Here is a 24,558-nt window from a genome sequence, read left to right on the forward strand (position 1 = left end):
ACCTTCCTCACGACTGAAAGTGCTTTACAACCCGAAGGCCTTCTTCACACACGCGGCATGGCTGCATCAGGCTTGCGCCCATTGTGCAATATTCCCCACTGCTGCCTCCCGTAGGAGTCTGGACCGTGTCTCAGTTCCAGTGTGGCTGATCATCCTCTCAGACCAGCTAGGGATCGTCGCCTTGGTGAGCCATTACCTCACCAACTAGCTAATCCCACCTAGGCATATCCTGACGCGAGAGGCCCGAAGGTCCCCCTCTTTGGCCCGTAGGCATTATGCGGTATTAGCCATCGTTTCCAATGGTTATCCCCCACATCAGGGCAATTTCCTAGGCATTACTCACCCGTCCGCCGCTCGACGCCGTTATCGTCCCCCGAAGGTTCAGATAACTCGTTTCCGCTCGACTTGCATGTGTTAGGCCTGCCGCCAGCGTTCAATCTGAGCCATGATCAAACTCTTCAATTTAAGATTTTGTTCGGCTCAATGAATACTGAACATTACATAAGTAATGTTTGAATTGACTGTGCTGAATCTTTCGATTCAATGGTCACTTCGTTTCATTGAAACCTAATTTGAAGCCGAAGCTTCTAATTGGATTATCATCAACGAGTGCCCACACAGATTGATAGGTCTATATTTTTAAAGAACTTTTCTAACTAACTCGCCGCCTTAGCGCCTCGTCGTTAGGGGTGCGTATCTTACGCTTCCCAATTTGAGAGTCAAGCATTTTTTTCAAATTCTTTTTCTCTCTTCCCGACTCGCTGTGTGACTTTCGTCTCACTCCGTGTCGGTGGATGCGCAGTATAGGGAATCCAGAAATGAGCGCAACCCTTTTTTTGAAAAAAACACTCCAAGCGGTTACTTATCCATCAAATGCGTAATATCTGCATATTTCTTCGTCACATTTGAGACATATCACAGCAATTGGTTGGAAAAACACCAACCATATACGTAAGATTCATGTGTCTATTTTGTTAATAGGCAGCCAATCTCTTTATCATCTATATGTAGTAATCAAAATGACGTCTAAAAAAAATCTGATCTTGTGTGCTGGGTTGGCGGTCATTGGGGGAATCATCTTCTCTCAGTTACCTGTGCCACCTGCCTTGAGCTTTGTTATCGGTGTTGTCGCTACTGCTTTTCTTTTTTCACTTTCTAGCAAAACACCTGTTCTTCAATCTTCGGATTCCGATCCTTCAACTAAAACGCTGTATGTCGGCAACCTTCCTTATAAGGCAAATGAGAGTCACGTTCGTGATTTGTTTGCTGAGTATGGTCAGGTTTACGCAGTACGCTTAATGAAAGATAAGCGCACTGGTAAAAGAAGAGGGTTCGGTTTTGTAGTGATGGCCGCGGCAGATGCAAAACCTGCTATCGCTAAACTAAATGAGAAGGAATATATGGATCGTACGCTTAAAGTACGTATCGCTAACGACCCTAAACACCCGGATGGCGGTAAACCTGAACAGGATTAAATCCTAAGTTCGCCAAACAGGTATTCAGTGCATCTTCTTGCCAAGGAGGTGCACTGGCATAAATCTTCTTGCTCCCCTCCTCTTTACTTTCTTCCTTCATATCACTTATTAGTAATGCCTTTACTCGACGTGCAATGGCCTCACCAGAATCAACGAGTGTGACTTCACCACCTAATGCTTGATGGATTTCGTCTTTTATTAGAGGAAAGTGAGTACAACCTAGCACTGCAACGTCCACTTTATTACGCAGTGGGAGAAGAATGCTTTCCAGCTCTGGAAGAGAGATGCTTTCACCACGTAGCTTTTCTTCTGCCATATCCACTAATCGAGTAGAGCCTAATAACTCGACTGGTTTACCTTGGGCAAAGTCGCGGATAAGTTCATGGGTATATTGACGAGTTACGGTCGCAGGCGTAGCAATGAGTCCTACACCTTGAGAAGCGAGTAACGAGGCAGGCTTAATCGCAGGCACCACACCGACAACCGGAATAGATAGATTCGCACGCAATGATGGCAGCACTATGGTACTTGCGGTATTGCAGGCGATGACGACAATGTCAGCTTGATGCTCTTCGACCAATGCTGCCACCAGCTTATTAACGCGAGTAATCAGCACATCTTGGTCGAGTTCGCCATACGGATAGGCTTCGTTATCGAACAGATACAAATAATCCATGTGTGGTAGAAGTCGGTGGATTTCTTGGAAGACCGATAGCCCTCCGACACCGGAATCAAACACTAGGACTTTTTTCTTACTTGATGTTCGCACGAGTCTTACCTGCAAATTAGAGACTCGGCGATCATACTGGTTAGATTTGTTTTGGCAATGCTTTGGCTTGGTATCTTTGATGGCTGAATCGCTCCCCTATTTCCACTTCAAGCTTAGTCAATTCTATATGTCCTTGAAATGATGAGGTTGATGTCACCAATGTATGGAATTCACCATCTTCTCCGCAGGGATCAATATGACCGGGTAATGACTCAATTAGCGTTTTGTCATACCAACGCCCACACCACTCGGGCGGCAACACGTTTCCATCGGTGGTAATTAACATGGTTTGAATACCACGCTCGACAATTTCAAATGCCAATGCCTTGCTCTCTTCCCCCAGTAATGGGAATACACACTCCCAACCGGCAGGTTCAATATAGCTGCGACGATAGTCTGCAATGCCATTACAGAACATATCGCCAAACGCGACCGCTTCTACATTCAGTCCGCTGCTTTGTAATGCATTAACGATAGTTGATTGATAAATGTCGTTACTCGGAAACACTTCAGGCAGTTCGATAGTTATGAGCGGAAGGCCAAGTAAATCAGCCTGCATTTGCACGACCTCAAGCGGGGTTGCTTGGAAAGGCACTTCTTCATCTACATAGGTGGTGTACAAACCAACTACCTGATAGTGCGGATTTTCGTTTAGTCGCTCTAACGTTAACGTGGAGTCTTTTCCACTCGACCAGCTGATCACGACACGTTTCGGTTTTGTCATCTATTTTCCTTGTTACCTATTTCCACCCGTACCCGACTCACAATAAGAAAGACCGCCGATGTGGCGGTCTTGTTGGAATCAATTAGAAGCGGGAATCCGCAGAGACAAAGTACTGACGACCCGGTGTAGCGTAACCCGTGTACATCTCGTAATCTTTATCAAAAGCGTTACTTAGTTTCGCATTCACATCCCAGTTTTGGTTCACCGCATAAGACGCAGTGAAGTTCCATAGGCTGTAACTCGGCAGTCTTGTGTTGCCATTAAAGCGTTCACCTTGGTAAAGGTACTGCGAGCCCAACGTCCATTGGTCAAACGTCGCGTAAGCGTTCCACTTAGCACCACGCTTAGAGCGGTATGCTAGCTGGGTATCTTCTGCACCAGATTTATCGACAGGGTCTTTATAATCTAGGTAGAACTCATGAGATACGATATCTGTATCGAGCTTCACTTCTAGTTCGACGCCTTTGATCTCGGCTTCACCGACGTTTTGCATGCCGGAGCCTTCCCAAATCAACATGTTTTCAATTTGGTTGTAGTAACCCGTCACCGTCCAATCAACAATTGATACGCCTCCAGAGACAGAGATCTCCGTGTTTTCTGACTCTTCCGGTTTTAGGTTTGGCATTTCGTAACCCGGATAGTACAAGTCAACAAAACTCGGCGCGCGAAAAGCGGTACCGTGGCTCAGCGTTAACTCGTAACCTTCGTAAAACGTCCAACCCGCAGCAGTTTGCCACGTAGTATTGTTACCAAACTGGTTGTTGTCGTCATTACGTACGCTTGCCTCTAATGTCCATACATCATAAGCGTATTGAGCAATAGCGCTAACACCGAAGTTGGTTCTTGGGTTCTTTTCTGGATCGTAACTCTGAGAAGGTCCCCAATCACTTGGTGCAATGTAGCCCTTTGCGAGTTTTTCTGTGCGGTAATCCAAACCACCACCAACACTCAGCTCCTCGGTAACACTGTACGAGTTCAACCAAATCGCATTGAACTGCTCAATAGCAACGTGATCGCCCGCCGTTTTGCTTTGACCTGATTTGTGGTCGTAGTTGTCTTGTTGACCATAAGCCAACTTCAATTCAGATGAGTAAACGTCTTTGTTGTATTCCAACGACAAGTCGGCGCCGACATATTCTACTTCACCGGTTTTCTTTTCGTGCTTATCAACCGTGCCCCAAGCTGGGTTGCCATAGCTACTATTGTCGTAGTCATATTCATTGTCGTAAGCACTCAACCCAACGTAACCAGATAAGTTCTCAGAGAAGTTTTGTTGGTAGCCTAGTTTAAGGTTGAGCGTTTCAAAGCCGTGCTCGTCACCATCGTTCACACCCGGTAGAGGTTTAACGTTAAAACCATCTGTTTTCTCGTAACCGAGCACACCCTTAAAGTGTTTACCGTCACCTACGGGCTTAGAGACAACAAACGTGCCTTTCTTGTGATTCTCCGACCCATACCCTGCCGAGACACGGCTCGCGTCATTATCAATGTCTGCACGAGTAATAATGTTGATTACGCCAGAGATCGCTTCTGAACCATAGATAGAGGCTCGTGCACCACGAATGTAATCGATACGTTCGACAGAGTTGATTGGAAATTGGTTAAAGTCGATACCACCCATGATTGCACGAGGCATACGCACCCCATCAACTAGAACGAGTACTTGAGACGAGCTACCACCTCGAACGTAGATAGATGCGGATTGACCACGCCCACCGTACTGAGCAACTTCAACACTCGGCAGTGTACGGAACACATCAAACAGACTATTTGCTTGCAGGCGTTTAATGTCTTCTTTGGTTACCGTAACGGTTTGTGCAAGAACAGCACCATCAATTTGCTTGAAGCGGTTTGCCGTAACCACAACCGTTTCATCTGCGGAAACTTCTTGGGCCTGTAAATAAAAGGTAGGTGAAAGCAGCGATGCACACGTGATCGCAAGAAATGTTTTTCTCATTGTATTGTCCTAAGTCGCGTAATTCCTACCGAGCCCTACTCGTGTTGAGCAGTCCAGTGCTTTGGCTCAGTTGCTGGCAGGTATTCGGACTTAAGAGCAAGGTTGTACCGCCTACTTACTCGACTTCCCACATAAACTAATGCAGTGTCTTGATGAGCGTTCGTTCTCTTTTACCGCTGCGCGTCAGTTCTGGATTCTCACCAGATTCCCATTTCAGCCATCTAGATTGCTAGATAGCACCAGCTTGGGGCAAATACTATTAAGCTATTGATTATTTGTCCAGCCAATATTACCTCTGACAATCGTAACGATTTGGTTCATTGGTGTATCAACTGACACAGAACACACTATCTTTAAATCAATTGGGGCACAAAACTGGACATCCTATTGAGATTGAATAAAATCTGCGCTCTTAAATTGAATGCACCATAAAAGGTAAGATCATGGCTACTCTTGATGTAAATCCACAACGCTACCAAGAACAACTGGCTGAAAAAGTCGAACGTCTCACTGATATGTTCGCGCCATACAACGTGCCAGAACTGGAAGTGTTTGAATCACCAGAGCAGCACTACCGTATGCGTGCTGAGTTCCGTGTTTGGCATGAGGGTGAAGACCTTTACTACATCATGTTCAACCAAGAAACTCGTGAAAAATACCGCGTTGACCAATTCCCAGCAGCAAGCCGTCTGATCAACGACCTGATGCCACTATTGGTTGAAGCGATGAAAGACAACGAATCGCTACGTCGCAAACTGTTCCAAGTAGATTTTCTATCGACGCTAAGCGGTGAGATTCTGGTTTCACTGCTTTACCATCGCCAACTTGATGAAGAGTGGATTGAAAACGCAAAGGCCCTTAAGCAACGTTTGAATGATGAAGGCTTTAACCTAAACATCATTGGTCGTGCTCGTAAAATGAAGATTGTCCTAGACCGCGACTACGTGATCGAGAAGCTAGACGTGAATGGTCAAAGCTACATCTACCAACAAGTTGAAAACAGCTTCACTCAGCCAAACGGTAAAGTAGCAGAGAAAATGTTGGAATGGGCAGTCGACTGTACTCAAGAAAGCACTGGCGACCTACTAGAACTTTACTGTGGTAACGGTAACTTCTCTCTGGCGCTGGCACAAAACTTCGATCGCGTTCTCGCAACTGAATTGGCGAAGCCATCTGTGGTTTCTGCGCAATACAACATTGCAGCAAACGAGATTGATAACGTACAAATCCTACGTCTATCAGCAGAAGAGTTTACTCAAGCAATCGAAGGTAAGCGTGAATTCCGCCGCCTACAAGATGCAGGTGTGGATCTGAAGAGCTACAACTGTAATACGATTTTTGTCGATCCACCACGCTCAGGTATGGATGTCGACACTTGTAAGATGGTGCAAGGTTACGAGCGCATCATGTACATCTCTTGTAACCCAGAGACACTTAAAGAGAACTTGGACATTCTATGCGAAACCCACAACGTGACGCGTTTTGCTCTGTTTGACCAATTCCCTTACACACACCACATGGAAGCAGGTGTACTGTTGGAACGTAAAGCGTAATCCACCAGCCTCAGACATAAAAAAAGCGAGCTCAACGGCTCGCTTTTTTGTTAGATTCGCTTTGCTTATTCAGCAGTGGTCTTCTTTTCCATAAAACCCAGTTTCTTGCCGATCCACGCTAGGAGAATCATTGAAACCAGAATGGCGAAGAAGTTAGAGCCTGCTTCTGGGTATTGCGCTTTGATAAACGCAGAGTGACCAAATGCACCTACGAAGAAACACGCCAGACCAACAAGTGGGATATCTTCTGATACTGGGTTGTTAAGGTATTCTTGGTACAGCGCCTGTACAGCTAGCACGAGTGCAATCAGAGGGAAGATTGAAAAAGACACTTCGCTCATGGTCAACCATGACAACAAAGCATCACCACACATACCTGCAACCAGTGCCAAAATCAGCGTTTTCTTTTCAGATTTATTTCCATTCGACATTATTCTATCCCGCCTTTTAATCGGTTACGTTCACGTTCTTTGCGATACCAATAGGCCCCTTTGGCTATCATTCGCAATTGCATGATCAATCGCTCGGCGAGTTCATCGCGCTCGCGTCGATCTAAATCTAAAGCTTCCGCACCAGAGCTAAACACCAAAGTAACCGACGCCTCTGCTTGAGTGAACGCCTCTTCTTTGGTCATTCCGGTGCTCATTAAGTACTCAGTTAATTCTGCCGCAAAATGCTGAATTTCTCGAGCGACAGCAGTACGAAATTCAGAGGAAGTGCCGGAGCGCTCACGCAACAATAAGCGGAAAACGTTAGGACTACTTTCAATGAATTCCATAAAGGTTTCAACTGAAGTTCGAATCACACTGCCTTCTTTGACAATACGCTGACGCGCCTGACGCATCAGTTGTCGCAACAACAGACCACCTTCATCAACCATGGTTAAGCCTAGCTCGTCCATGTCTTTGAAGTGACGGTAAAAAGAAGTTGGTGCAATTCCTGCCTCTCGGGCAACCTCACGCAAGCTGAGATTGGAAAAGCTGCGATCCGCACTGAGTTGATTAAATGCCGCATCGATCAACGATCGACGTGTTTTTTCTTTTTGCTGCGCGCGGATTCCCATCGATTTCATTCTTTAACTTGCTCTTTTTCTATTGGGTACGAGAGCTTCAATATAACGCATATCGCCCCCACGTATAAAGCGACGTTATCTGCCGATAAGCGGCGAGCACGTTACTATCGCCATGCATCTAATTGCAATCGCCTCACTTCAAATAGTAGACATACAGCATACCAATTAGTTCTTTTGGGCGATTCTGCGTGATCACTTCCACTCTCTAGCAGGCATTACGTGTTCCCAATAGAGTAAATGAGTTAAAATCCCGCTACAGCAATGTTAAGCAAATATAACAAGGAAGACATCATGGCGCATGCTAATCACTATGACGTGATCGTAATTGGTAGTGGCCCGGGCGGTGAAGGGGCGGCGATGGGATTGACCAAAGCCGGACTGAATGTTGCCATCGTAGAAAAGGAAAGCAGTGTTGGTGGCGGTTGTACGCACTGGGGAACCATACCATCCAAAGCATTGCGTCATGCGGTTAGCCGTATCATTGAATTCAATAGCAACCCGTTATTCTGCCGCAATAACACCAGCCTTCATGCAACATTTTCTGACATTTTAGGTCATGCGAAATCGGTCATTGATAAGCAAACTCGACTTCGTCAGGGCTTTTATGATCGCAATTCATGCACACTGTTGTTTGGTACTGCGCGCTTTATCGATAACTACTCCATCGCCGTCATGCAAAGTGACGGTACGGAAGAAGTGTACTCAGCGGATAAATTTGTTATCGCGACAGGCTCTCGTCCATACCAACCAAATGACGTCGACTTCTTGCATGAACGTATCTACGACAGTGACTCTATCCTGAGCCTGAAACACGACCCTCGCCACATCATCATTTACGGTGCGGGCGTGATTGGCTGTGAATACGCATCTATTTTCCGCGGTTTAGGCGTGAAGACCGACTTGATTAACACTCGCGACCGTCTGCTCTCTTTCCTAGATAACGAAGTCTCAGATGCTCTGTCTTACCACTTCTGGAACAGTGGCGTGGTAATTCGTAACGATGAAACATTCGAGAAAATCGAAGGCACTGAAGATGGTGTTATCGTGCATCTTCAATCAGGTAAGAAGATGAAAGCCGATTGCCTACTGTATGCTAACGGTCGAACGGGTAACACAGACAAACTTAACTTACCTGCGGTTGGGCTTGAGGGTGATTCGCGCGGACAGCTCAAAGTAGATGGTAACTACCGTACAGAAGTGGAACACATCTACGCAGTCGGTGATGTGATTGGTTACCCTAGCCTAGCGAGTGCAGCATATGACCAAGGTCGTTTCGTGGCACAAGCCATCACTAAAGGACAAGCTGACGGCAATCTGATTGATGACATCCCAACGGGTATCTACACCATTCCAGAAATCAGCTCAGTGGGCAAAACTGAGCAAGAACTGACTGCGGCGAAAGTACCTTACGAAGTGGGACGCTCTTCGTTTAAGCATCTCGCTCGTGCACAGATTGCAGGTAAAGACATCGGCAGCTTGAAAATCCTCTTCCATCGCGAAACCAAAGAGATTCTTGGTATTCACTGCTTTGGTGAGCGCGCTGCGGAAATCATCCACATCGGTCAGGCCATCATGGAACAAAAAGGTGAAGCCAATACGATTGAATACTTCGTCAATACCACCTTCAACTACCCGACGATGGCAGAAGCGTATCGCGTAGCAGCACTGAACGGGTTGAACCGATTATTCTAATTCAATTGGGTTGCCATGATCCAAAAGCAAAAACAGCAGGTTTCGACCTGCTGTTTTTTTATGTGTAACTAGGCAAGAAAGCTTCCCTTGCGCCATTGATAGAAGAAGATCGCGCCGAGTCCAATCCCTCGCATTGCCATAAAACTGGTCATCGCAAACCACAGCGCATGGTTTTGCCAATCAGAGAACAAAAAGAAAATCGCAAAGAAACAACAAGTCGCCACGAACATACTGTTTCGCATGTCTTTACCTTTAGTGGCACCAACAAAGATGCCATCAAACAGGAAGCACCACATCGACGCCAATGGCATAACCACCAACCAAGGCAGATACACCGACGCTTGTTGCTGCACCGCTTCAATCGAAGTGATCATGGCGATCAAGTGCGATCCCGCCAAACCAAATACCGCAGTCAAACCTAAACAGATGATCAGACTCCAGAAGAAAGTACCAATCAACGAAGCACTGAGCTGCGCTCGGTCTTTGGCACCAATCGCTTTGCCGACCATGGCTTCCATGGCATAAGCAAAACCGTCCATGCCATAGGAAATCATCATCAAGAAACTCATCAATACCGCATTAGCCGCAACTACATCGTCACCAAAGCTCGCACCTTGGAAAGTCATAAAGCTAAACGTAGCTTGTAAACATAGCGAGCGTAAAAAGATATCGCGATTGAGTTTTACGAACCGCCCTAACCCATGTTGAGTATCAGTTAACAGGCTCTTAGGGGATAGCAATTGACGGACACGCCATGTTTTCCAAACACACATTAAGCCAAACGCCATGCCTGAGTAATCAGCTATTACCGATGCCAGTGCTGCGCCTTCTACTTTCCAACCCAAACCAATCACAAACAGTAAATCGAGCGCGATATTGGTCACGTTAGTGATGATCACCATCCACATTGGGGCTTTGGAGTTTTGCGTTCCGAGTAGCCAGCCCAACAACACAAAATTCATCAGCGCAGCGGGCGCACTCCACACTCGAATAGAGAAATATTGCATGCCGTAGTGCTTCACTTCAGCACTGGCATCACTCCAACCAAAGATCAGATCCGCGATCGGGTTATGGGCAATAAGGAAGACCAACGCAAACAGCAGTGCCATCAGTGAGCCTTGCATAAACACCAACGCAAGTTGTTTTCGGTCTTCACCACCGTAGGACTGCGCCGCCAACCCAGTGGTCGACATACGTAAGAAGCCAAGCAACCAAAACGTCACGCTGATCATGGTGCTGCCCAACGCAACACCACCCAAATACCAAGCGTGTTCAAGATGACCGATCACCGCAGCGTCAACCAAGCCCAAGAGTGGAACAGTAATATTCGACAGCACCATAGGGATAGCGAGCGCTAACACTTGGCGATGCACTTGAGGATTCGATAAAGGAGAGAAGATAGAGTTTGTCACAGGCACCTCGTTGTTTAGATCAGCGAGTGTACCTGAGTGTTTAATGCCTAGCCAATTACCACTTGATTTGAACGAGAACTGGTGTGAGGCGATGCTTCAACATTGGGATCTTATTCAACCAACGTTGCCATGCTTTCCAACGTGAGCAGAATCGGTCGAATGGCGAGAAGGCTTTGACCCATTGCGCCCACGGCAGCCAATGCAGTACTTGTTGTGCTGGTGCTTCAAAACCATGTGCATAAGTATCTGAACCGAGCTTCTGACCCCATTTACTTTCGGTTAGATCACCCGCTAATACCATGCACACTTCTGCGGAAACAAAATGACGCCCCAGTGTTTGGATGAAGGTTGCAACGCGCGATTCATCGCAATCGAGTAAAGCCATCTCACATAGAATCAATACTGGCGCTTTTTCAGGGATGCGCAGTTCATCTAACCAACTCATGTCTTCTACGCTGCCGCAACGATGCTCGTAACGTTCGTTTTTGTGGAACAATCGCTGACGCCAAACCAGATTCTCGGTGACATCCAGTTCAATCCAGTGACAACGACCATTGTCCAAACGGTAGAAGCGCGTATCTAAGCCCGCACCAACGTTAATGATCCAAGCGTCTGAGTGTTGTTGAAGAAAGTGACTGACCTGCTGATCGCACAACTGAGTTAAAGTCACATGCAGCAGCTGCTTCTGATCGACGTCGCCACTGATGCAATCTGGCGCCATCTTGCAGCTCAAGCACGCTTTTGCAGCGATCGGATCGTACACCAAGCCGTTATCGACCAAGCTTTCGCGGCTACGCAAAAACAACGGTTTCAACAGATGATTAGGTACGTGATGTTGAGGCTTGGACATGGGCATTTCCTTGCGCCGAAAAGAAAATGGTTAAATGGAATTAGATGATAATAAATCTCAATATCACTTGCAAGTTTTAACGTAACAGCCAAACACTCTGAATCAGGCCGAACGTAACTATGCTAGGAAGAAAATAAAAACGGGAATAGAAAGTGCAGAAAACACAAAGCCCAGCAGAACACTGGGCTTTATTAGAATGCTTGAGGTAAAAACCTACATCCAGTCGGTGTTACGGATGATGCCAACCGCCAGACCTTCAATCGTCAGATGTTGCGATGTTAGGTCAACTTGGATTGGTGAAAACTCTTCGTTCTCTGCATGCAGTAGAACCGTAGAACCTTTGCGCTCTAAACGCTTCACCGTCACATCATCATCAACACGTGCAACCACAACTTGACCGTCGCGCACGTCTTGGGTTTTGTGTACAGCCAGCAAGTCGCCGTCCATAATACCGATGTCTTTCATACTTTCGCCGTTTACGCGAAGTAGGAAGTCTGCTTTTGGTTTGAACATAGCAGGATCCACTTGGTAGTGAGACTCCACATGCTCTTGAGCCAGAATCGGCTCACCAGCAGCAACTTGACCAATCAAAGGCAGACCTTGATCGTCGTTTGCCGCACCTTCAAGTAGGATTCGGATCCCGCGAGATGCGCCTGGAATAATTTCAATCGCTTGTTTACGAGCAAGCGCTTTTAGGTGTTCTTCTGCGGCATTCGCAGAGCGGAAGCCAAGCTCACGCGCAATCTCTGCACGAGTTGGTGGCATTCCGGTGTCTTCGATTTTGCTTTTAATCAAATCGAAGACTTGTTGTTGGCGTGGCGTTAACGGCTTCATATGTCACCTGTCTTTTTATACAGTTAACTGTGAGTATATCCAGTAAATGGACAAATGAAAACCCAATTGGTTGTTTTTTAATTTATTTACGCCAGTTTCAGATCCTATCCACAAACCTCAAGTAAGCATGCGTTTTAAACACGCAATAAGCAATTCGTCTAATGAAAGCAACAACCTAGGGGTTCGACTAATTTCCGCTCAATAAAATTAAAAGGTTTGACCAGTTTCTGGTATCCTTGCTGCGCTTAAATTTTATCGCCTAGGCTTATTTCTATAGCCGTATCTATTACCTTCTCTTTAGAAGAAGGCAAAGCGGACACTGAAATAAGGTTAGGCTTGTTTGAATACCTATTGAGGCTGTGAACTTTATGTCTTCTGGACAATCATTTTCACGTTCATTACTAAAACTACCTTTATCGGTAATGGTAAAGGGCACCACAATCCCATCGAATCCGATTGATGATCTCAACATCGACCTCACTAAACCGATTGTGTATGCCTTGCCGTTCCGTTCGAACGTGGATTTGCTGACACTGCAAAAACAAGCTTTGAGTCTTGGTCTGCCTGACCCGCTCAGTCCATTGGAAATCAATGGAAAGACACTAACTCGTTACGTGTTTATCGCGTCTCGTCCAACTGTGATGAGCAACGATAACGATGTACCAAGCGAGTCTGTTTCTCTGTTTACAGAGTTACTAGAACTGCACAAACTCGACAGCGAGCTAGACGTGCAAATGATCCCAGCAACTGTGCTTTGGGGTCGTAAACCTGGTAAAGAAGAAAACCATAAGCCGTACCTGCAACCAATGAATGGTCCGCAAAAAGCAAAAGCGGTCATGGCAGCTGGTCGTGACTGTTTGGTACGTTTTAGCCCAGTGGTTTCACTGCGTTACATGGCAGACTCTCACGGTACCGACAGCGCTATCGCACACAAGCTAGCGCGCGTTGCACGTATCCACTTCTCTCGTCAGAAGCTTGCGGCATCTGGTCCAAACCTGCCTCAACGCCAAGTGCTGTTTGCACGCTTAATGAAATCGCCAGCAATTGAAAAAGCAATTGAAGACGAAGCGCAAAGCAAAAACATTTCTATCGAGAAAGCACGCAAAGAAGCCCATGACATCATGGATGAGATTGCAGCGGACTTCTCTTATGGTTTGGTGAAAAACGGCGATCGTATTCTTGGCTGGTTGTGGACGAAGCTGTACCAAGGTCTGCACATCAACAACGCTTCGACCGTTCGTCGCCTAGCGCAAGATGGTCATGAGATCGTGTATGTGCCATGTCACCGCAGCCACATGGACTACCTACTGCTTTCTTACGTTCTGTACCATGAAGGTATGGTGCCACCGCACATTGCTGCGGGTATTAACCTGAACTTCTTCCCGGCGGGTCCAATCTTCCGTCGTGGTGGTGCGTTCTTTATTCGTCGTAGCTTTAAAGGCAACAAGCTGTACTCAACGATTTTCCGTGAGTACCTATCAGAACTGTTTGCTAAAGGTTACTCAGTTGAGTACTTCAGTGAAGGTGGTCGTTCACGTACTGGTCGTCTGCTTCAAGCAAAAACCGGTATGTTGGCAATGACAATTCAAGCCATGCTACGCGGTCTAAACCGTCCAGTAACGTTAGTGCCTGTTTACATCGGTTACGAGCACGTAATGGAAGTGGGTACTTACGCCAAAGAGCTTCGTGGCTCACGCAAAGAGAAAGAAAACGCAGGTCTTGTGCTGCGAACTCTGCGTAAGCTGCGCAATTTTGGTCTTGGTTACGTGAACTTCGGTGAGCCAATTCAGCTAAACCAATACCTGAACGAACATGCGCCAGAATGGACGAAAGACATCGATCGCATGGGCGGCAGCAAACCACAATGGATGAACCCTGTGGTGAACGGTCTGGCAAACAAGATGATGACGCACATTAACGATGCGGCAGCGACTAACGCACTAACTCTATGTGCGACCGCGCTGTTGGCTTCTCGTCAGCGCGCATTGTCTCGTGACTCTTTGATTAACCAGATTGAATGCTACCTGAAGCTACTTAAGAACAACCCATACTCAAACACTTCAACGGTTCCAACAGAAACGGCTGAAGAGTTGGTGGATCACGCTATCTCACTTGATAAGTTTGTGATTGAAACCGACACCATGGGTGACATCATTTCGCTGGATCGTAGCCAGTCGATTTTGATGACTTACTACCGCAACAACATCATTCATCTGTTCGCCCTACCTTCATTGATTGCTCAGATGATTATTCGTCAGCGCAACGTGACCGTAGAGAAAATTCAAGAAAACGTCGCTCAAATCTACCCATTCCTGAAAAAAGAGCTGTTCCTAAGCTATAAGGAAGAAGAGTTGAATGAGCTGGTCTTGAAGATTTTGAACGAGTTCATTGAGCAGAAGATGGTTTGCCAAGATGGTGACAAACTGGAAATCAACCAGTCAAACAACCAATCACTGGTTCTGTTAGGTCGTACTATCACAGAAACACTGCAACGTTACTCCATCGCGATGAACCTACTGGTGGCAGACCAAGAGCTGGGTAAATCTGACCTTGAGCAGAAGAGCCAAGACATTGCACAGCGTTTGGGTCGTCTGCACGGCATCAACGCACCAGAGTTCTTCGATAAAGGCGTATTTACTGCGATGTTCAATACGCTGAAAGAGCAGCAATATCTAGATAGCGACGGTAACTGTGACCTTGAGAAGACACAGCAATTTGCCAAACTGCTGTTTGCTCTGCTTTACCCAGAAGTGAAGTTGACCATCGAAGAGAGTATCCACCAGTTGCAAGCATAGTTCGCTTAAGCTCGATACTCATCTCGACAAAAACACAAAAGGCATCCAATCGGATGCCTTTTTTCTATCTGGATGTCTGTACTATGCCGTTACCAGAAAGCGATAACCAGACCGACCGCAATAACCATTCCCACATAGTTATTGTTAAGGAAGGCTCTGAAGCACAAGTCGCGATCTCGATGGCGAATCAAATGTTGTTGGTACACAAACAATGAAGCAGCCACCAGAATCGTCCAGTAGTAGCTTTGGCCAAGTTCATAGTGCTGACCAAGCAACACCAACATCGCCAAGGTAATCAACTGTAGAACGCCAATCACCAGTTTATCGTGGCGACCAAATAAGATAGCCGTTGATTTGATACCAATCTTTAGATCATCGTCTCGGTCGACCATTGCGTATTGAGTGTCGTAGGCAATAGTCCACAAAGCATTAATCGCAAACACAAACCACACAATCAAAGGCAATTCGCCTGTTTGTGCTGCCCACGCCATCGGAATCGCCCAACTAAAAGCCAAGCCTAAAAACAGCTGCGGCAAATGGGTGTAACGCTTCATAAATGGATAAATGAACGCCAAAAAGATGCCAGCGAAGGAGAGCTTGATCGTCAGTGGGTTCATGGTCAGCACTAATAAGAAAGAGCTGATACCCAAAACCAAAAACAGACCAATCGCTTCTTTCGAGGTCACTTTACCCGATGGTAAAGGGCGCTGTTTGGTGCGTTTCACATGCCCATCAACTTTACGGTCGGCAAAGTCGTTAATCACACAACCGGCGCTACGCATTAGGAACACGCCTAACACAAACACGATGAGTACATTCCAACTTGGTATGCCTTGGGCGGCAATCACAAGTGCCCAAACCGTCGGCCACAATAACAAGAGTGAGCCAATTGGGCGATCCATTCGCATCAGTTGCCAATATGCTTTGGCTTTGTCTGCGGACATTTACACCTTCTCCTTAGCGTAAACTGGTGAATTTGGTAAGAATAACTCAGCAACCAGCATGGGTTTGTGATTCATCCACAGTCTTGAGCGTCGCGCTAAAAAGCGCCCCTGTGGCAAACTAACCCATCCCATTTGCAGAGCATCGCGTTCAACGTTATCGGCGCTGAACACAGTTAAACCCAGCGGGATATCTCCTTGCTGAGCTAAGTCATATTGTTGATCGACCAAGGTTGAACGAGGAATGAGCGTGCGGCCAATGACCCAATCCGTATTGTCGCCACATAAAATCACCTCTCTCAGTAGGCAATCTTGCTCAGACAATAGCTGGCTCTCATCCTGTTTTAACGTCTTGGCTGTGACGATCTGATTGTGCAGCAATTCCACTGTTAAGCGTTGGCAATGCTGACCTAAACGACGTGACAAAGAGCCCTGTTCTTCAAGCCAATGCTTGGCGAATTCGCTAGGGAATTCAAAATCTTCGGGGTTTTGCCACTCTACTTCCAATAAAGAAGTAAGATAGAGTGATGTCGGCTGATTCATACTAGTATTCAATTGGAGGCTTTATGCGTACAATAAAGCAACAACTTACCGTCTTATTGAAACCGTAAGTTCCGTTATTTGTTTTAGACGGTCTATTGTATCAAGACTGAAGCGATTCGAATATCGCGATCCAGAGAAAGAAAAGTTAGAAATATGTACAAACGTTATATAGCCCAAATTATTTTCGCGCTAAGTCTGCTTATTTCAGCACCGAGTTGGGCTGAATCTGAAGAGGCAGCACCTAAGTTAGCTTACTTTACGCTCGAACCCGATTTAACTACGAACTTCTATACCAAGGGTAATAAACTGGGTTATGTACAGGTGCGTATCGATATCATGGTGATGAGTCAGCAAGACCTCGCCGTTGTCGAACACCACCAACCATTGATCCGAGATGCGGTGATCGAACTATTAGGTAAACAAACAGAAGATACGATTAAGTCTTTATCTGGTCGTGAGGATCTGCGCAAAACGTTGGTGAAAGAACTCAATGAAACCCTACTACCAGAGACGGGTAAAACCATCATCGCTGATTTGCTGTTTACCAAATACCTTTATCAATAATATGAACAGTTAAAGCTGACGAGCTGCTCCTATTAAACGAAAGACAGATAAACAAAAGACCACCGATTGGTGGTCTTTTTGTTGGTGTCTGTAAATCATTAACTTAGGAGGTTTGTTGGTATTTCTGTTTACCAGAATCAAACAACGCTATCGCCATACCAGAAAGTAAGCCAACTAAGTGGGCCGTGTTGGCAATCGCCATAAATGGTTGAACATAGCCAAGAACCAACCACACCAGCATAAAGCCAATAATAGGTTTAGGCAGTGTTAAGCCAAGATGTGGACAACGGTAACCAAGGATCCACAAATAACCAAGTAGCGCATAAACCACACCAGATAAACCGCCGAAGTTTGCTCCTTCAACATAAAACTGACCCGCGCCGGAGAGCGCAGCAGAAATAAGGAAGATTTGCAGTAACTTTCCAGAGCTTAAACGGCGCTCGATATCGCCTCCCAATTGCCACCACCACAAGAGGTTGAACACAATATGGGTAACAGAAAAGTGCAATAACGCATGGCTAACCCAGCGCCAGAGCTGCCATTGCTGCCCTTCGAACGCAGGAAAATGCAATAAAGCAAACACACCATCACCAAAGCCGAACATCTGCAAAAAGTAGATAACGGCACAGACAACCATGATCAGCAAGGTCACTGGGCCCGCCTTAGCTTTTACCATACCCATAATGCTCGGGCTGGAATAATGAAATTTGCTCTTACGAGTATCGGCAACGTCCCACGAAGCGGCGCTATATTTCGACGCTGATGGATTGGCTAAGAATTGTTTTAGCTCGGCTTCGACTTCAATTTCATGCTGCGCATCCGTCAGCCAAAGTGCAAACTGTCCTTCACCTTCCGGCATCATCTGAATATCAATCTTGCGTGATGCCATGTAATCAATGAAGGCTTGCGCCATACGTGGATTATTTAACGTTACCAATCTCTTCATTAACTTCTCACTATCGGTAGTTCTGCTCGTTGCCAGGCTTCAAAGCCGCCATCCACACTGTACACCTGTTCGAAGCCTTGGTTAACCAAATATTGTGCCGCACCTTGGCTACTGATGCCGTGGTAACACATCACTAGGATTGGTTGTTCGAATTCCACATCGTTCATGAAAGGAACGATCGAATCATTAGTCAGATGAAAAGCGGATTCTGCATGCGCGACAGCAAAAGATTGAGGGTCACGAATATCTACAAGTTTTGCTTCACCTTGTTCGAGCAATGCCTGAGCGCCTTGAACATCGATATGTTGAAACTGGTCCATTTACTTTCTCTATGTCGTTTTCGTTATTGACGCCATTGTAACCTATCCAAAGCCAAACTTAGACACAGAGATAGTCAGGTCATTGAAAGCTGTACACATTCGCACCGTTTGTGGATAAATCTGTGGATTGCGTTGATAAAGTATATTTGGATCACTTGATCCACAAGATGTAGTAATGATCTTGATCTAACTGTGTGTATATTTACAACTATCCCCAAGTGAAAAACCACGCCTAAGCCTTATTTAGTCCGGCTTTCGAACAGTTGATGAATAATTACTTCACAGAGTTATACACAGGTAGCACAGATAGATTAGATCGCAAACACTATCGATTTTCGATCGAAAACAAAAAAGCCGAGATCACATGATCTCGGCTTTCTATGAAAATCTTACTTTAGATTAGAAGCGAAAGTTAGAACTCACCGACAGCAAGTTTCAGTTTCTTCATCGCGTTCTTTTCTAGCTGACGAATACGCTCGGCAGATACACCAAACTCATCCGCTAGATCTTGAAGTGTTGCTTTCTCGTCATCCAACCAACGAGAACGGACAATACGTTGACTACGCTCATCCAAACTCGCAAGAGCGTGGCCTAAACGATTATTAGTATGCGTTTCCCAGTTAGCAGCTTCAATATTATCTGCTACATCAGACGATTTGTCCTCTAGGTACAACATTGGCGCTGTGTACGAGTTTACATTGTCGTCGTCATCCATTGGCATATCGAACGTTGAGTCCACTGCCGCTAGACGCGATTCCATTTCACGTACTTCTGAAGGCTCGACACCTAGCTCACGAGCTACGGTTTCAACTTCACCGTTGTTGAACCAACCTAGACGCTTTTTCGACTTACGTAGATTGAAGAACAGCTTACGTTGCGCTTTGGTTGTCGCGATCTTAACAATACGCCAGTTACGCAATACGTATTCATGGATTTCAGCTTTGATCCAGTGAACAGCGAAAGAAACCAAACGTACACCCACTTCAGGGTTAAAACGCTTAACCGCTTTCATAAGACCGATGTTGCCCTCTTGTACTAGATCTGCCATTGGCAAACCGTAGCCTGAGTAGCCACGAGCAACGTGAACAACGAATCGTAGGTGTGACAAGATAAGGCCTTTCGCCGCGTCAATTTCACCCTTGTAGTGTAATCGTTCTGCAAGCTCACGCTCTTCGTCTGCAGTTAGCATTGGGTAGCTGTTTACAGAACGGATATAGCTATCAAGGCTATCTTGCGTGACTAGAGCCATCGGATACGCTTCTTTTGTCATTCAATTCCTCATCAATCTCTGATCTGGAGCATTACATTGCAATTTAGCTTGGCCATCTTGAACTTAAAATGAACAAGTTTCAAGAAGGGCGAGTAATTATCCATAAACAAATTGTCTAAACAAGAGGTAAAAATTAGCTTGTGCTAATAAATTCCAAGTATAAGACCTTTATCACCTAAACTGGTTCAATTTCTTTTAGATGACGCTGCGCGGATACTCGTGCGGCGATACAACCCAGCAAACTACCAGTGATAATCAATAGCAGAGATTCATCCCAACTCAGACCAATCAAACGGAACTGACTGTCGTATAGTGAAGCCAATTGCTCAACGGCATTGTTCATCACCACAGTAATCAATGCGGTGACTAACCAAGCAATGCTCGCCCCCAGCACACCGAACCACATACCCGTGTACAGGTAAGGACGCAGAATGAAACCGTCGGTCGCACCAATCAGCTTCATGGTTTGAATTTCTTCTTTGTTCGCCAGCACATTAAAGCGCAATGTATTGCCAACGATTAAAAATACAGCACCTAACATCAGTATTGTCAGGGTGATGACAATAATGCCAGCAAGGGTTTTTATGGCATCAAGACGCGCCAGCCAATCTTCATCGAGCCTAACGTCAGTAACGTCTTGTTGCTCACGGACTTGCTTGGCTATCGACTGAATATCACTCTTTACTTCTGAATCCGGTGTGATCACCAACACGCCTGGTAGTGCGTAACCACTCAACAGACTCAACGCTTGGTCAAAGCCAGCGTATTGGCTTAAATCAGATAGACCTTGTTGCGGCGAAATATATTCCACCTCTTTTACCAAAGACCACGTTTCGATTTGGTCTTTTAACACCATCACACGCGCATCAGGCATGCCTTCTACTAAGTAAGCACTAACTTGCGATGGTGAAGCGACGTCTTGTGCTGCGCTCGCCACGTTTTTACCCAGCAAGTACAAGCAAGCTGGCATCGCTAATGCCACTGAAATAACAGCTAAGGTAAGAATGTTACCTAAAGGACGACGCCATAACGCGCCAAAAGAAGATTTTGCTTGTTTTGCATGGACAGAGAAAAAACCATCGGTATTTGCACGCTTGGCACTGCGACCTTTCCCTTTCTTCTGGGTGCGCTTGTTACCTACCATAGTCTTCTACCTCACTTAGGAAGCCTTGGTTCAATTCAAAATGGCGATATTGTGGGCGAGTGTTTACTAACCCGATATCGTGCGTCGCAAGGAGAATCGTTACGCCAGCACGGTTAAATTCTTCAAACAATCGTAACACACGGTTAGACAGCTCTGGATCAAGGTTACCAGTTGGCTCATCGGCCACCAGTAGAGTTGGTCGGTTTACGACAGCGCGTGCAATACCAACACGTTGTTGTTCACCACCCGAAAGTTGACTTGGCAAACAACGGGCTTTATCCAACAAGCCCGTTTTATCCAACGCCGCAGAAACACGGCGTTTGATTTCGTTTTCAGAAATCGATTCGATGCGCATCGGCAGTGCAACGTTGTCGAACACACTGCGATCCATCAATAGACGGTGATCTTGGAAAACAATCCCGATATTGCGACGCAAGAAGGGAATGTCTTTGTTTGGGATACGAGTGATATCGTGACCATTGAAATGGATTTTGCCATCGGTTGGTCGCTCTATCGCACATATCAGTTTCAACAAGGTACTTTTACCTGCCCCGGAATGCCCACCTAAAAACGCCATTTCTCCGCGTCGAAGGTGAAAATCGACTTTCTGTAAGGCTTGTCGACCACCTCGGTAAGCTTTGCTCACTTGCTGAAATTTGATCACCGTTGATTTCCTCTAACTCTTGTTACTCTTCACGACTAAACAGAGCGTCAATGAACTCTTGAGTTTCAAATGGACGCAAGTCTTCGATGCCTTCGCCTACACCAATGTAGCGAATTGGGATTTCGAACTGATCAGCGATAGCGAAGATCACGCCACCTTTCGCTGTACCATCCAGCTTAGTCAATGTAATCCCGGTTAGAGGGGCAACATCACTGAAAAGTTTCGCTTGGCTAATTGCATTTTGACCTGTACCTGCATCTAGCGTCAGCATGATCTCGTGTGGCGCTGAGTCATCAATCTTCTTCATTACACGTACAATCTTACGCAGCTCTTCCATTAGGTTCGCTTTGTTTTGTAGACGACCGGCAGTATCGGCAATCACGACATCGACGCCACGCGCTTTTGCCGCTTCAATCGCATCATAGATAACCGAGGCACTGTCCGCGCCAGTGTGCTGAGCAATCACAGGAACGTTATTACGCTCACCCCATACTTGTAGCTGCTCAACCGCAGCCGCACGGAAGGTATCACCCGCCGCAAGCATGACTTTCTTACCTTGGTTTTGGAATTGCTTCGCCAGCTTACCGATTGTGGTGGTTTTACCGACACCGTTCACGCCAACCATTAAGATAACGTAAGGGGTTTTGCTGCTGTCGATTTCGAGAGGCTGTTCTACTTTCGCAAGGATTTCTGCCATCTCTTCTTTCAGCAGGCCGTAAAGTGCTTCACTATCTTTAAGATCACCGCGAGAGGCTTTTTCAGTCAGATTGTTGATGATTTTTGTGGTGGTTTCCATGCCTACATCAGCAATCAACAGTTGTTCTTCTAGCTCTTCGAAAAGGTCATCATCGATCTTCTTACCGCTGAACAAACCAAAGAAACCCGCACCGATGTTTGCTTTTGTGCGGCTTAGGCTACGCTTCAGGCGAGCAAAGAAGCTCTCGGTTGGTTTTTCTTGTTCTTGAACGCGAGGTGCAACTGGTACTTGTGGCTCTTCTGCTTCTGCTTCTGCTTCTGCTTCTGCTTCTGCTTCTGCTTCTGCTTCTGCTGGGGCAGCCTCGGCTTTCTCCGGCTCCACTTCAACCGCTGTTTTTTCTTCTGCTTGCTCGGCAACGTCTTCTGTTGGTTGTTGCTCGGCGGCAGGAGCTTCCGCTGCTTCTTCTTTTACTGATTCTTCAGTTGTCGGTTTTTGGCTTTGCTCTTCATCACCAAAACCTAGCCACGAAAGTAATCCGCGCTTCTTTTTTTCCGTCATCTGGGGCTATCCTAGATTGTCTTCTTATCTATTAATGACTCTTTTCTGACAAGAATATTAACTTTACAGAAAAGGCGAATGACAAAGTTGTGAAAACTTTCCAATTAGGTAAATCTAATCTTATTAGTGTTACACTCTGTCATCTTGAATATTCTGGGCTGTATCCAAGCTCAAAGCTTGGGCGATTGGGTATAGTATCACTTTATTAGCGGTCAAAAAATCTATGGTAAGACGTCGCCAGCAAAACTCATCACAAAAAACGCCAACAACGGGCTTTGTACGCATTATTAGTGGCTTATGGAGAGGTAGAAAGCTCCCTGTTCATGATGCAGAGGGCTTACGCCCAACCACGGATCGCGTAAAAGAAACCCTGTTTAACTGGTTAGCTCAAGATGTACCGCAGGCGAAGTGTCTCGACTTGTTTGCGGGCTCAGGCGGTTTAGGCTTTGAATCAGCTTCACGCCAAGCTGACCAAGTAACTATGATTGAGCTAAATCCACAAGCATTTCAGCAACTGCAAAAGAACGTAACTTCCTTGAATGCCAACAACATTCAAGTAGTGAACACTGATGCAATTAGCTTTTTGCAGCAACCAGGGACACCTCACCACGTAGTATTCATCGATCCGCCATTCCGCAAAGGATTATTGGATGAAACCGTGACCTTGCTAGAGCAAAACGGCTGGCTTGCTGAAGATGCGATGATTTATATTGAAACTGAAAAAGAGCTAAGCATTGCTGGGCTACCAGAGAGCTGGCACCTACACCGCGAGAAAACCGCAGGTCAAGTGAACTACCGTTTATACGAACGCTCACCAGCTTAAAGCCTCGATTTAAAAGGATAGTTAAATGAAAGCATTATTGATACTGGCTAAAGCGGCCATCGCCTTTGTCTGGTTCGTGTTGATCCTCAACTTCTTTATGCCATTCCCTGGTAAAGCAGCGATTGCGTTGTACATCATGACCGCTTTCTTGTTCATCATGCACGGTTTGCAAATGGCGATCTTCATTGGTGCATTTGGCGACAAGATTAAGATGAGCGCATGGGAAAAGTACTCCATTTTGATTTTTGGTATTTTTGCTCTGCTCGATATTCGTCGTAAGCACATGATGTAATAAGACAGAGAAACGAAAGCCGCTCATAAGAGCGGCTTTTTTGTATTTATCATCTCGGTAATGGCTCAGCCCATGTAGCTCTTCACCCCATCAAGGAACATTTGGGTAGATATCATCACTAGCAGTAGTCCCATCAATCGCTCAACGGCTTTTAAGCCACGCTCTCCTAGGATACGGTGGAAGAAGCTGTAGAACATCAAAATAAAGAAAGTCGCGCCCCAAGCAATTAACACGGCGGCAGACAGCTCCATAATCTTATCGGGATGCTGAGAAGAAAGTAAAAGCAGCGCTGCAATCACCGAAGGTCCCGCAATCATCGGGATAGCCATTGGTACAATAAACGGCTCTTCGCCGGCAGCCAATCCAGTAATGCTGCCAGCGCTTGGGAAAATCATCTTAATGGCGATGATAAACAGGATGATACCGCCAGAAATACTCAAGGTTTCAGGCTGAACATGAAGGAAGCTCATGATGCTTTGCCCTGCGAACAAGAACAGCATCAAAATCATCAAGGCGAACAGCAACTCTCGGATCAATACTTTTCTGCGACGCTTCGCATCAAGGTGTTTAAGAATGGAGAGCACAATCGGCAAGTTACCGAGCGGATCCATAATAAGAAACAGCATGGTCGCTGCAGAAAGAATGTCCATGTTCTGACCTCGA

General features: G+C 46.0%; 24 protein-coding genes, 1 rRNA gene and 1 riboswitch. Of the genes, 7 read left to right on the top strand and 18 right to left on the bottom strand.

Annotated elements, in window-relative coordinates; all coding sequences use genetic code 11:
- Positions 1-465: ribosomal RNA gene (locus ATB78_RS25435) — 16S ribosomal RNA — on the bottom strand; the annotation flags it as partial.
- A 554-nt stretch (positions 466-1,019) separates the two neighbouring features.
- Here ATB78_RS25435 and ATB78_RS25440 point away from each other — a divergent pair.
- Positions 1,020-1,475, top strand: a complete 456-nt coding sequence (locus ATB78_RS25440; protein WP_009705144.1) for an RNA-binding protein — start codon at positions 1,020-1,022, stop codon at positions 1,473-1,475.
- On the opposite strand, the gene murI is transcribed toward ATB78_RS25440, so the two are convergent.
- The 3 genes from murI to ATB78_RS25455 form a co-directional block, all read right to left on the bottom strand.
- Positions 1,438-2,244 (bottom strand): glutamate racemase, encoded by an 807-nt coding sequence (gene murI / locus ATB78_RS25445; RefSeq protein WP_045417541.1) that lies wholly within the window; start codon positions 2,242-2,244, stop codon positions 1,438-1,440. The two genes, ATB78_RS25440 and murI, sit on opposite strands and share 38 nt — an antisense overlap.
- Before the next feature lie 40 nt (positions 2,245-2,284).
- Positions 2,285-2,968, bottom strand: coding sequence for an ATPase (locus ATB78_RS25450; RefSeq protein ID WP_045417544.1), 684 nt, complete (start codon positions 2,966-2,968; stop codon positions 2,285-2,287).
- 82 nt (positions 2,969-3,050) lie between these two features.
- The gene (locus tag ATB78_RS25455; RefSeq protein ID WP_061010957.1) at positions 3,051-4,925 is read right to left on the bottom strand and encodes a TonB-dependent receptor; all 1,875 of its coding nucleotides are present in this window, start codon (positions 4,923-4,925) and stop codon (positions 3,051-3,053) included.
- A gap of 57 nt (positions 4,926-4,982) precedes the next feature.
- A riboswitch (cobalamin riboswitch) is annotated at positions 4,983-5,184 on the bottom strand.
- 184 nt (positions 5,185-5,368) lie between these two features.
- Here ATB78_RS25455 and trmA point away from each other — a divergent pair.
- The gene (gene trmA, locus ATB78_RS25460; RefSeq protein WP_005438477.1) at positions 5,369-6,478 is read left to right on the top strand and encodes a tRNA (uridine(54)-C5)-methyltransferase TrmA; all 1,110 of its coding nucleotides are present in this window, start codon (positions 5,369-5,371) and stop codon (positions 6,476-6,478) included.
- 65 nt (positions 6,479-6,543) lie between these two features.
- Here trmA and ATB78_RS25465 read toward each other — a convergent pair whose 3' ends face one another.
- The gene (locus ATB78_RS25465; RefSeq protein ID WP_005430908.1) at positions 6,544-6,909 is read right to left on the bottom strand and encodes a YijD family membrane protein; all 366 of its coding nucleotides are present in this window, start codon (positions 6,907-6,909) and stop codon (positions 6,544-6,546) included.
- A complete protein-coding gene (fabR, locus tag ATB78_RS25470; RefSeq protein ID WP_005430912.1) occupies positions 6,909-7,550 on the bottom strand; it encodes an HTH-type transcriptional repressor FabR in 642 nt (213 codons plus the stop codon). The genes ATB78_RS25465 and fabR overlap by 1 nt, the downstream gene beginning before the upstream one ends.
- A 261-nt stretch (positions 7,551-7,811) precedes the next feature.
- Between fabR and sthA the strand changes: the two genes are divergently transcribed.
- Positions 7,812-9,242 (top strand): Si-specific NAD(P)(+) transhydrogenase, encoded by a 1,431-nt coding sequence (gene sthA, locus ATB78_RS25475; RefSeq protein WP_012126563.1) that lies wholly within the window; start codon positions 7,812-7,814, stop codon positions 9,240-9,242.
- 68 nt (positions 9,243-9,310) lie between these two features.
- On the opposite strand, the gene dinF is transcribed toward sthA, so the two are convergent.
- The 3 genes from dinF to lexA form a co-directional block, all read right to left on the bottom strand.
- Positions 9,311-10,654 carry an MATE family efflux transporter DinF gene (gene dinF / locus ATB78_RS25480; RefSeq protein ID WP_061010958.1) on the bottom strand — a complete coding sequence of 448 codons (1,344 nt, stop codon included), beginning with the start codon at positions 10,652-10,654 and terminating at the stop codon, positions 9,311-9,313.
- Between the two features lie 55 nt (positions 10,655-10,709).
- Positions 10,710-11,504, bottom strand: a complete 795-nt coding sequence (locus ATB78_RS25485) for a class I SAM-dependent methyltransferase (RefSeq protein ID WP_061010959.1) — start codon at positions 11,502-11,504, stop codon at positions 10,710-10,712.
- Between the two features lie 213 nt (positions 11,505-11,717).
- Positions 11,718-12,338: a transcriptional repressor LexA gene (lexA, locus tag ATB78_RS25490; RefSeq protein ID WP_017187929.1), complete on the bottom strand. Its 621-nt coding sequence runs from the start codon at positions 12,336-12,338 to the stop codon at positions 11,718-11,720.
- A 368-nt stretch (positions 12,339-12,706) separates the two neighbouring features.
- Here lexA and plsB point away from each other — a divergent pair, with 368 nt between their 5' ends.
- Positions 12,707-15,133 carry a glycerol-3-phosphate 1-O-acyltransferase PlsB gene (gene plsB, locus ATB78_RS25495; protein ID WP_061010960.1) on the top strand — a complete coding sequence of 809 codons (2,427 nt, stop codon included), beginning with the start codon at positions 12,707-12,709 and terminating at the stop codon, positions 15,131-15,133.
- 89 nt (positions 15,134-15,222) lie between these two features.
- Here plsB and ubiA read toward each other — a convergent pair whose 3' ends face one another.
- The gene (ubiA, locus tag ATB78_RS25500; RefSeq protein WP_005438493.1) at positions 15,223-16,077 is read right to left on the bottom strand and encodes a 4-hydroxybenzoate octaprenyltransferase; all 855 of its coding nucleotides are present in this window, start codon (positions 16,075-16,077) and stop codon (positions 15,223-15,225) included.
- Positions 16,078-16,617, bottom strand: a complete 540-nt coding sequence (locus tag ATB78_RS25505) for a chorismate lyase (protein WP_078608054.1) — start codon at positions 16,615-16,617, stop codon at positions 16,078-16,080.
- 153 nt (positions 16,618-16,770) lie between these two features.
- On the opposite strand from ATB78_RS25505, the gene ATB78_RS25510 reads away from it, so the two are divergent.
- The gene (locus tag ATB78_RS25510; RefSeq protein ID WP_005451996.1) at positions 16,771-17,181 is read left to right on the top strand and encodes a flagellar basal body-associated protein FliL; all 411 of its coding nucleotides are present in this window, start codon (positions 16,771-16,773) and stop codon (positions 17,179-17,181) included.
- 103 nt (positions 17,182-17,284) lie between these two features.
- On the opposite strand, the gene glpG is transcribed toward ATB78_RS25510, so the two are convergent.
- The 6 genes from glpG to ftsY form a co-directional block, all read right to left on the bottom strand.
- Positions 17,285-18,127: a rhomboid family intramembrane serine protease GlpG gene (gene glpG / locus ATB78_RS25515; RefSeq protein WP_005451997.1), complete on the bottom strand. Its 843-nt coding sequence runs from the start codon at positions 18,125-18,127 to the stop codon at positions 17,285-17,287.
- Entirely contained in the window at positions 18,127-18,447 is a 321-nt protein-coding gene (gene glpE, locus ATB78_RS25520; protein ID WP_009701354.1) for a thiosulfate sulfurtransferase GlpE, read from the bottom strand. The genes glpG and glpE overlap by 1 nt, the downstream gene beginning before the upstream one ends.
- A gap of 412 nt (positions 18,448-18,859) precedes the next feature.
- Positions 18,860-19,717: an RNA polymerase sigma factor RpoH gene (rpoH, locus tag ATB78_RS25525; RefSeq protein WP_005452003.1), complete on the bottom strand. Its 858-nt coding sequence runs from the start codon at positions 19,715-19,717 to the stop codon at positions 18,860-18,862.
- A gap of 175 nt (positions 19,718-19,892) precedes the next feature.
- Positions 19,893-20,861, bottom strand: a complete 969-nt coding sequence (gene ftsX, locus ATB78_RS25530) for a permease-like cell division protein FtsX (protein ID WP_053049954.1) — start codon at positions 20,859-20,861, stop codon at positions 19,893-19,895.
- Positions 20,851-21,525, bottom strand: coding sequence for a cell division ATP-binding protein FtsE (gene ftsE / locus ATB78_RS25535; RefSeq protein ID WP_005452005.1), 675 nt, complete (start codon positions 21,523-21,525; stop codon positions 20,851-20,853). The genes ftsX and ftsE overlap by 11 nt, the downstream gene beginning before the upstream one ends.
- A 22-nt stretch (positions 21,526-21,547) precedes the next feature.
- Positions 21,548-22,780, bottom strand: coding sequence for a signal recognition particle-docking protein FtsY (ftsY, locus tag ATB78_RS25540; protein ID WP_061010961.1), 1,233 nt, complete (start codon positions 22,778-22,780; stop codon positions 21,548-21,550).
- A gap of 223 nt (positions 22,781-23,003) precedes the next feature.
- Here ftsY and rsmD point away from each other — a divergent pair, with 223 nt between their 5' ends.
- A complete protein-coding gene (gene rsmD, locus ATB78_RS25545; RefSeq protein WP_061010962.1) occupies positions 23,004-23,603 on the top strand; it encodes a 16S rRNA (guanine(966)-N(2))-methyltransferase RsmD in 600 nt (199 codons plus the stop codon).
- Positions 23,604-23,628: 25 nt separating this feature from the next.
- Positions 23,629-23,895 carry a DUF1145 domain-containing protein gene (locus ATB78_RS25550; protein ID WP_005438504.1) on the top strand — a complete coding sequence of 89 codons (267 nt, stop codon included), beginning with the start codon at positions 23,629-23,631 and terminating at the stop codon, positions 23,893-23,895.
- Positions 23,896-23,960: 65 nt separating this feature from the next.
- Here ATB78_RS25550 and ATB78_RS25555 read toward each other — a convergent pair whose 3' ends face one another.
- Positions 23,961-24,545 carry a YhgN family NAAT transporter gene (locus ATB78_RS25555; protein ID WP_061010963.1) on the bottom strand — a complete coding sequence of 195 codons (585 nt, stop codon included), beginning with the start codon at positions 24,543-24,545 and terminating at the stop codon, positions 23,961-23,963.
- Positions 24,546-24,558 lie beyond the last annotated feature (13 nt).

Source organism: Vibrio sp. CUB2 (assembly GCF_001557945.1).
GTDB classification, from domain to species: Bacteria; Pseudomonadota; Gammaproteobacteria; order Enterobacterales; family Vibrionaceae; genus Vibrio; species Vibrio owensii.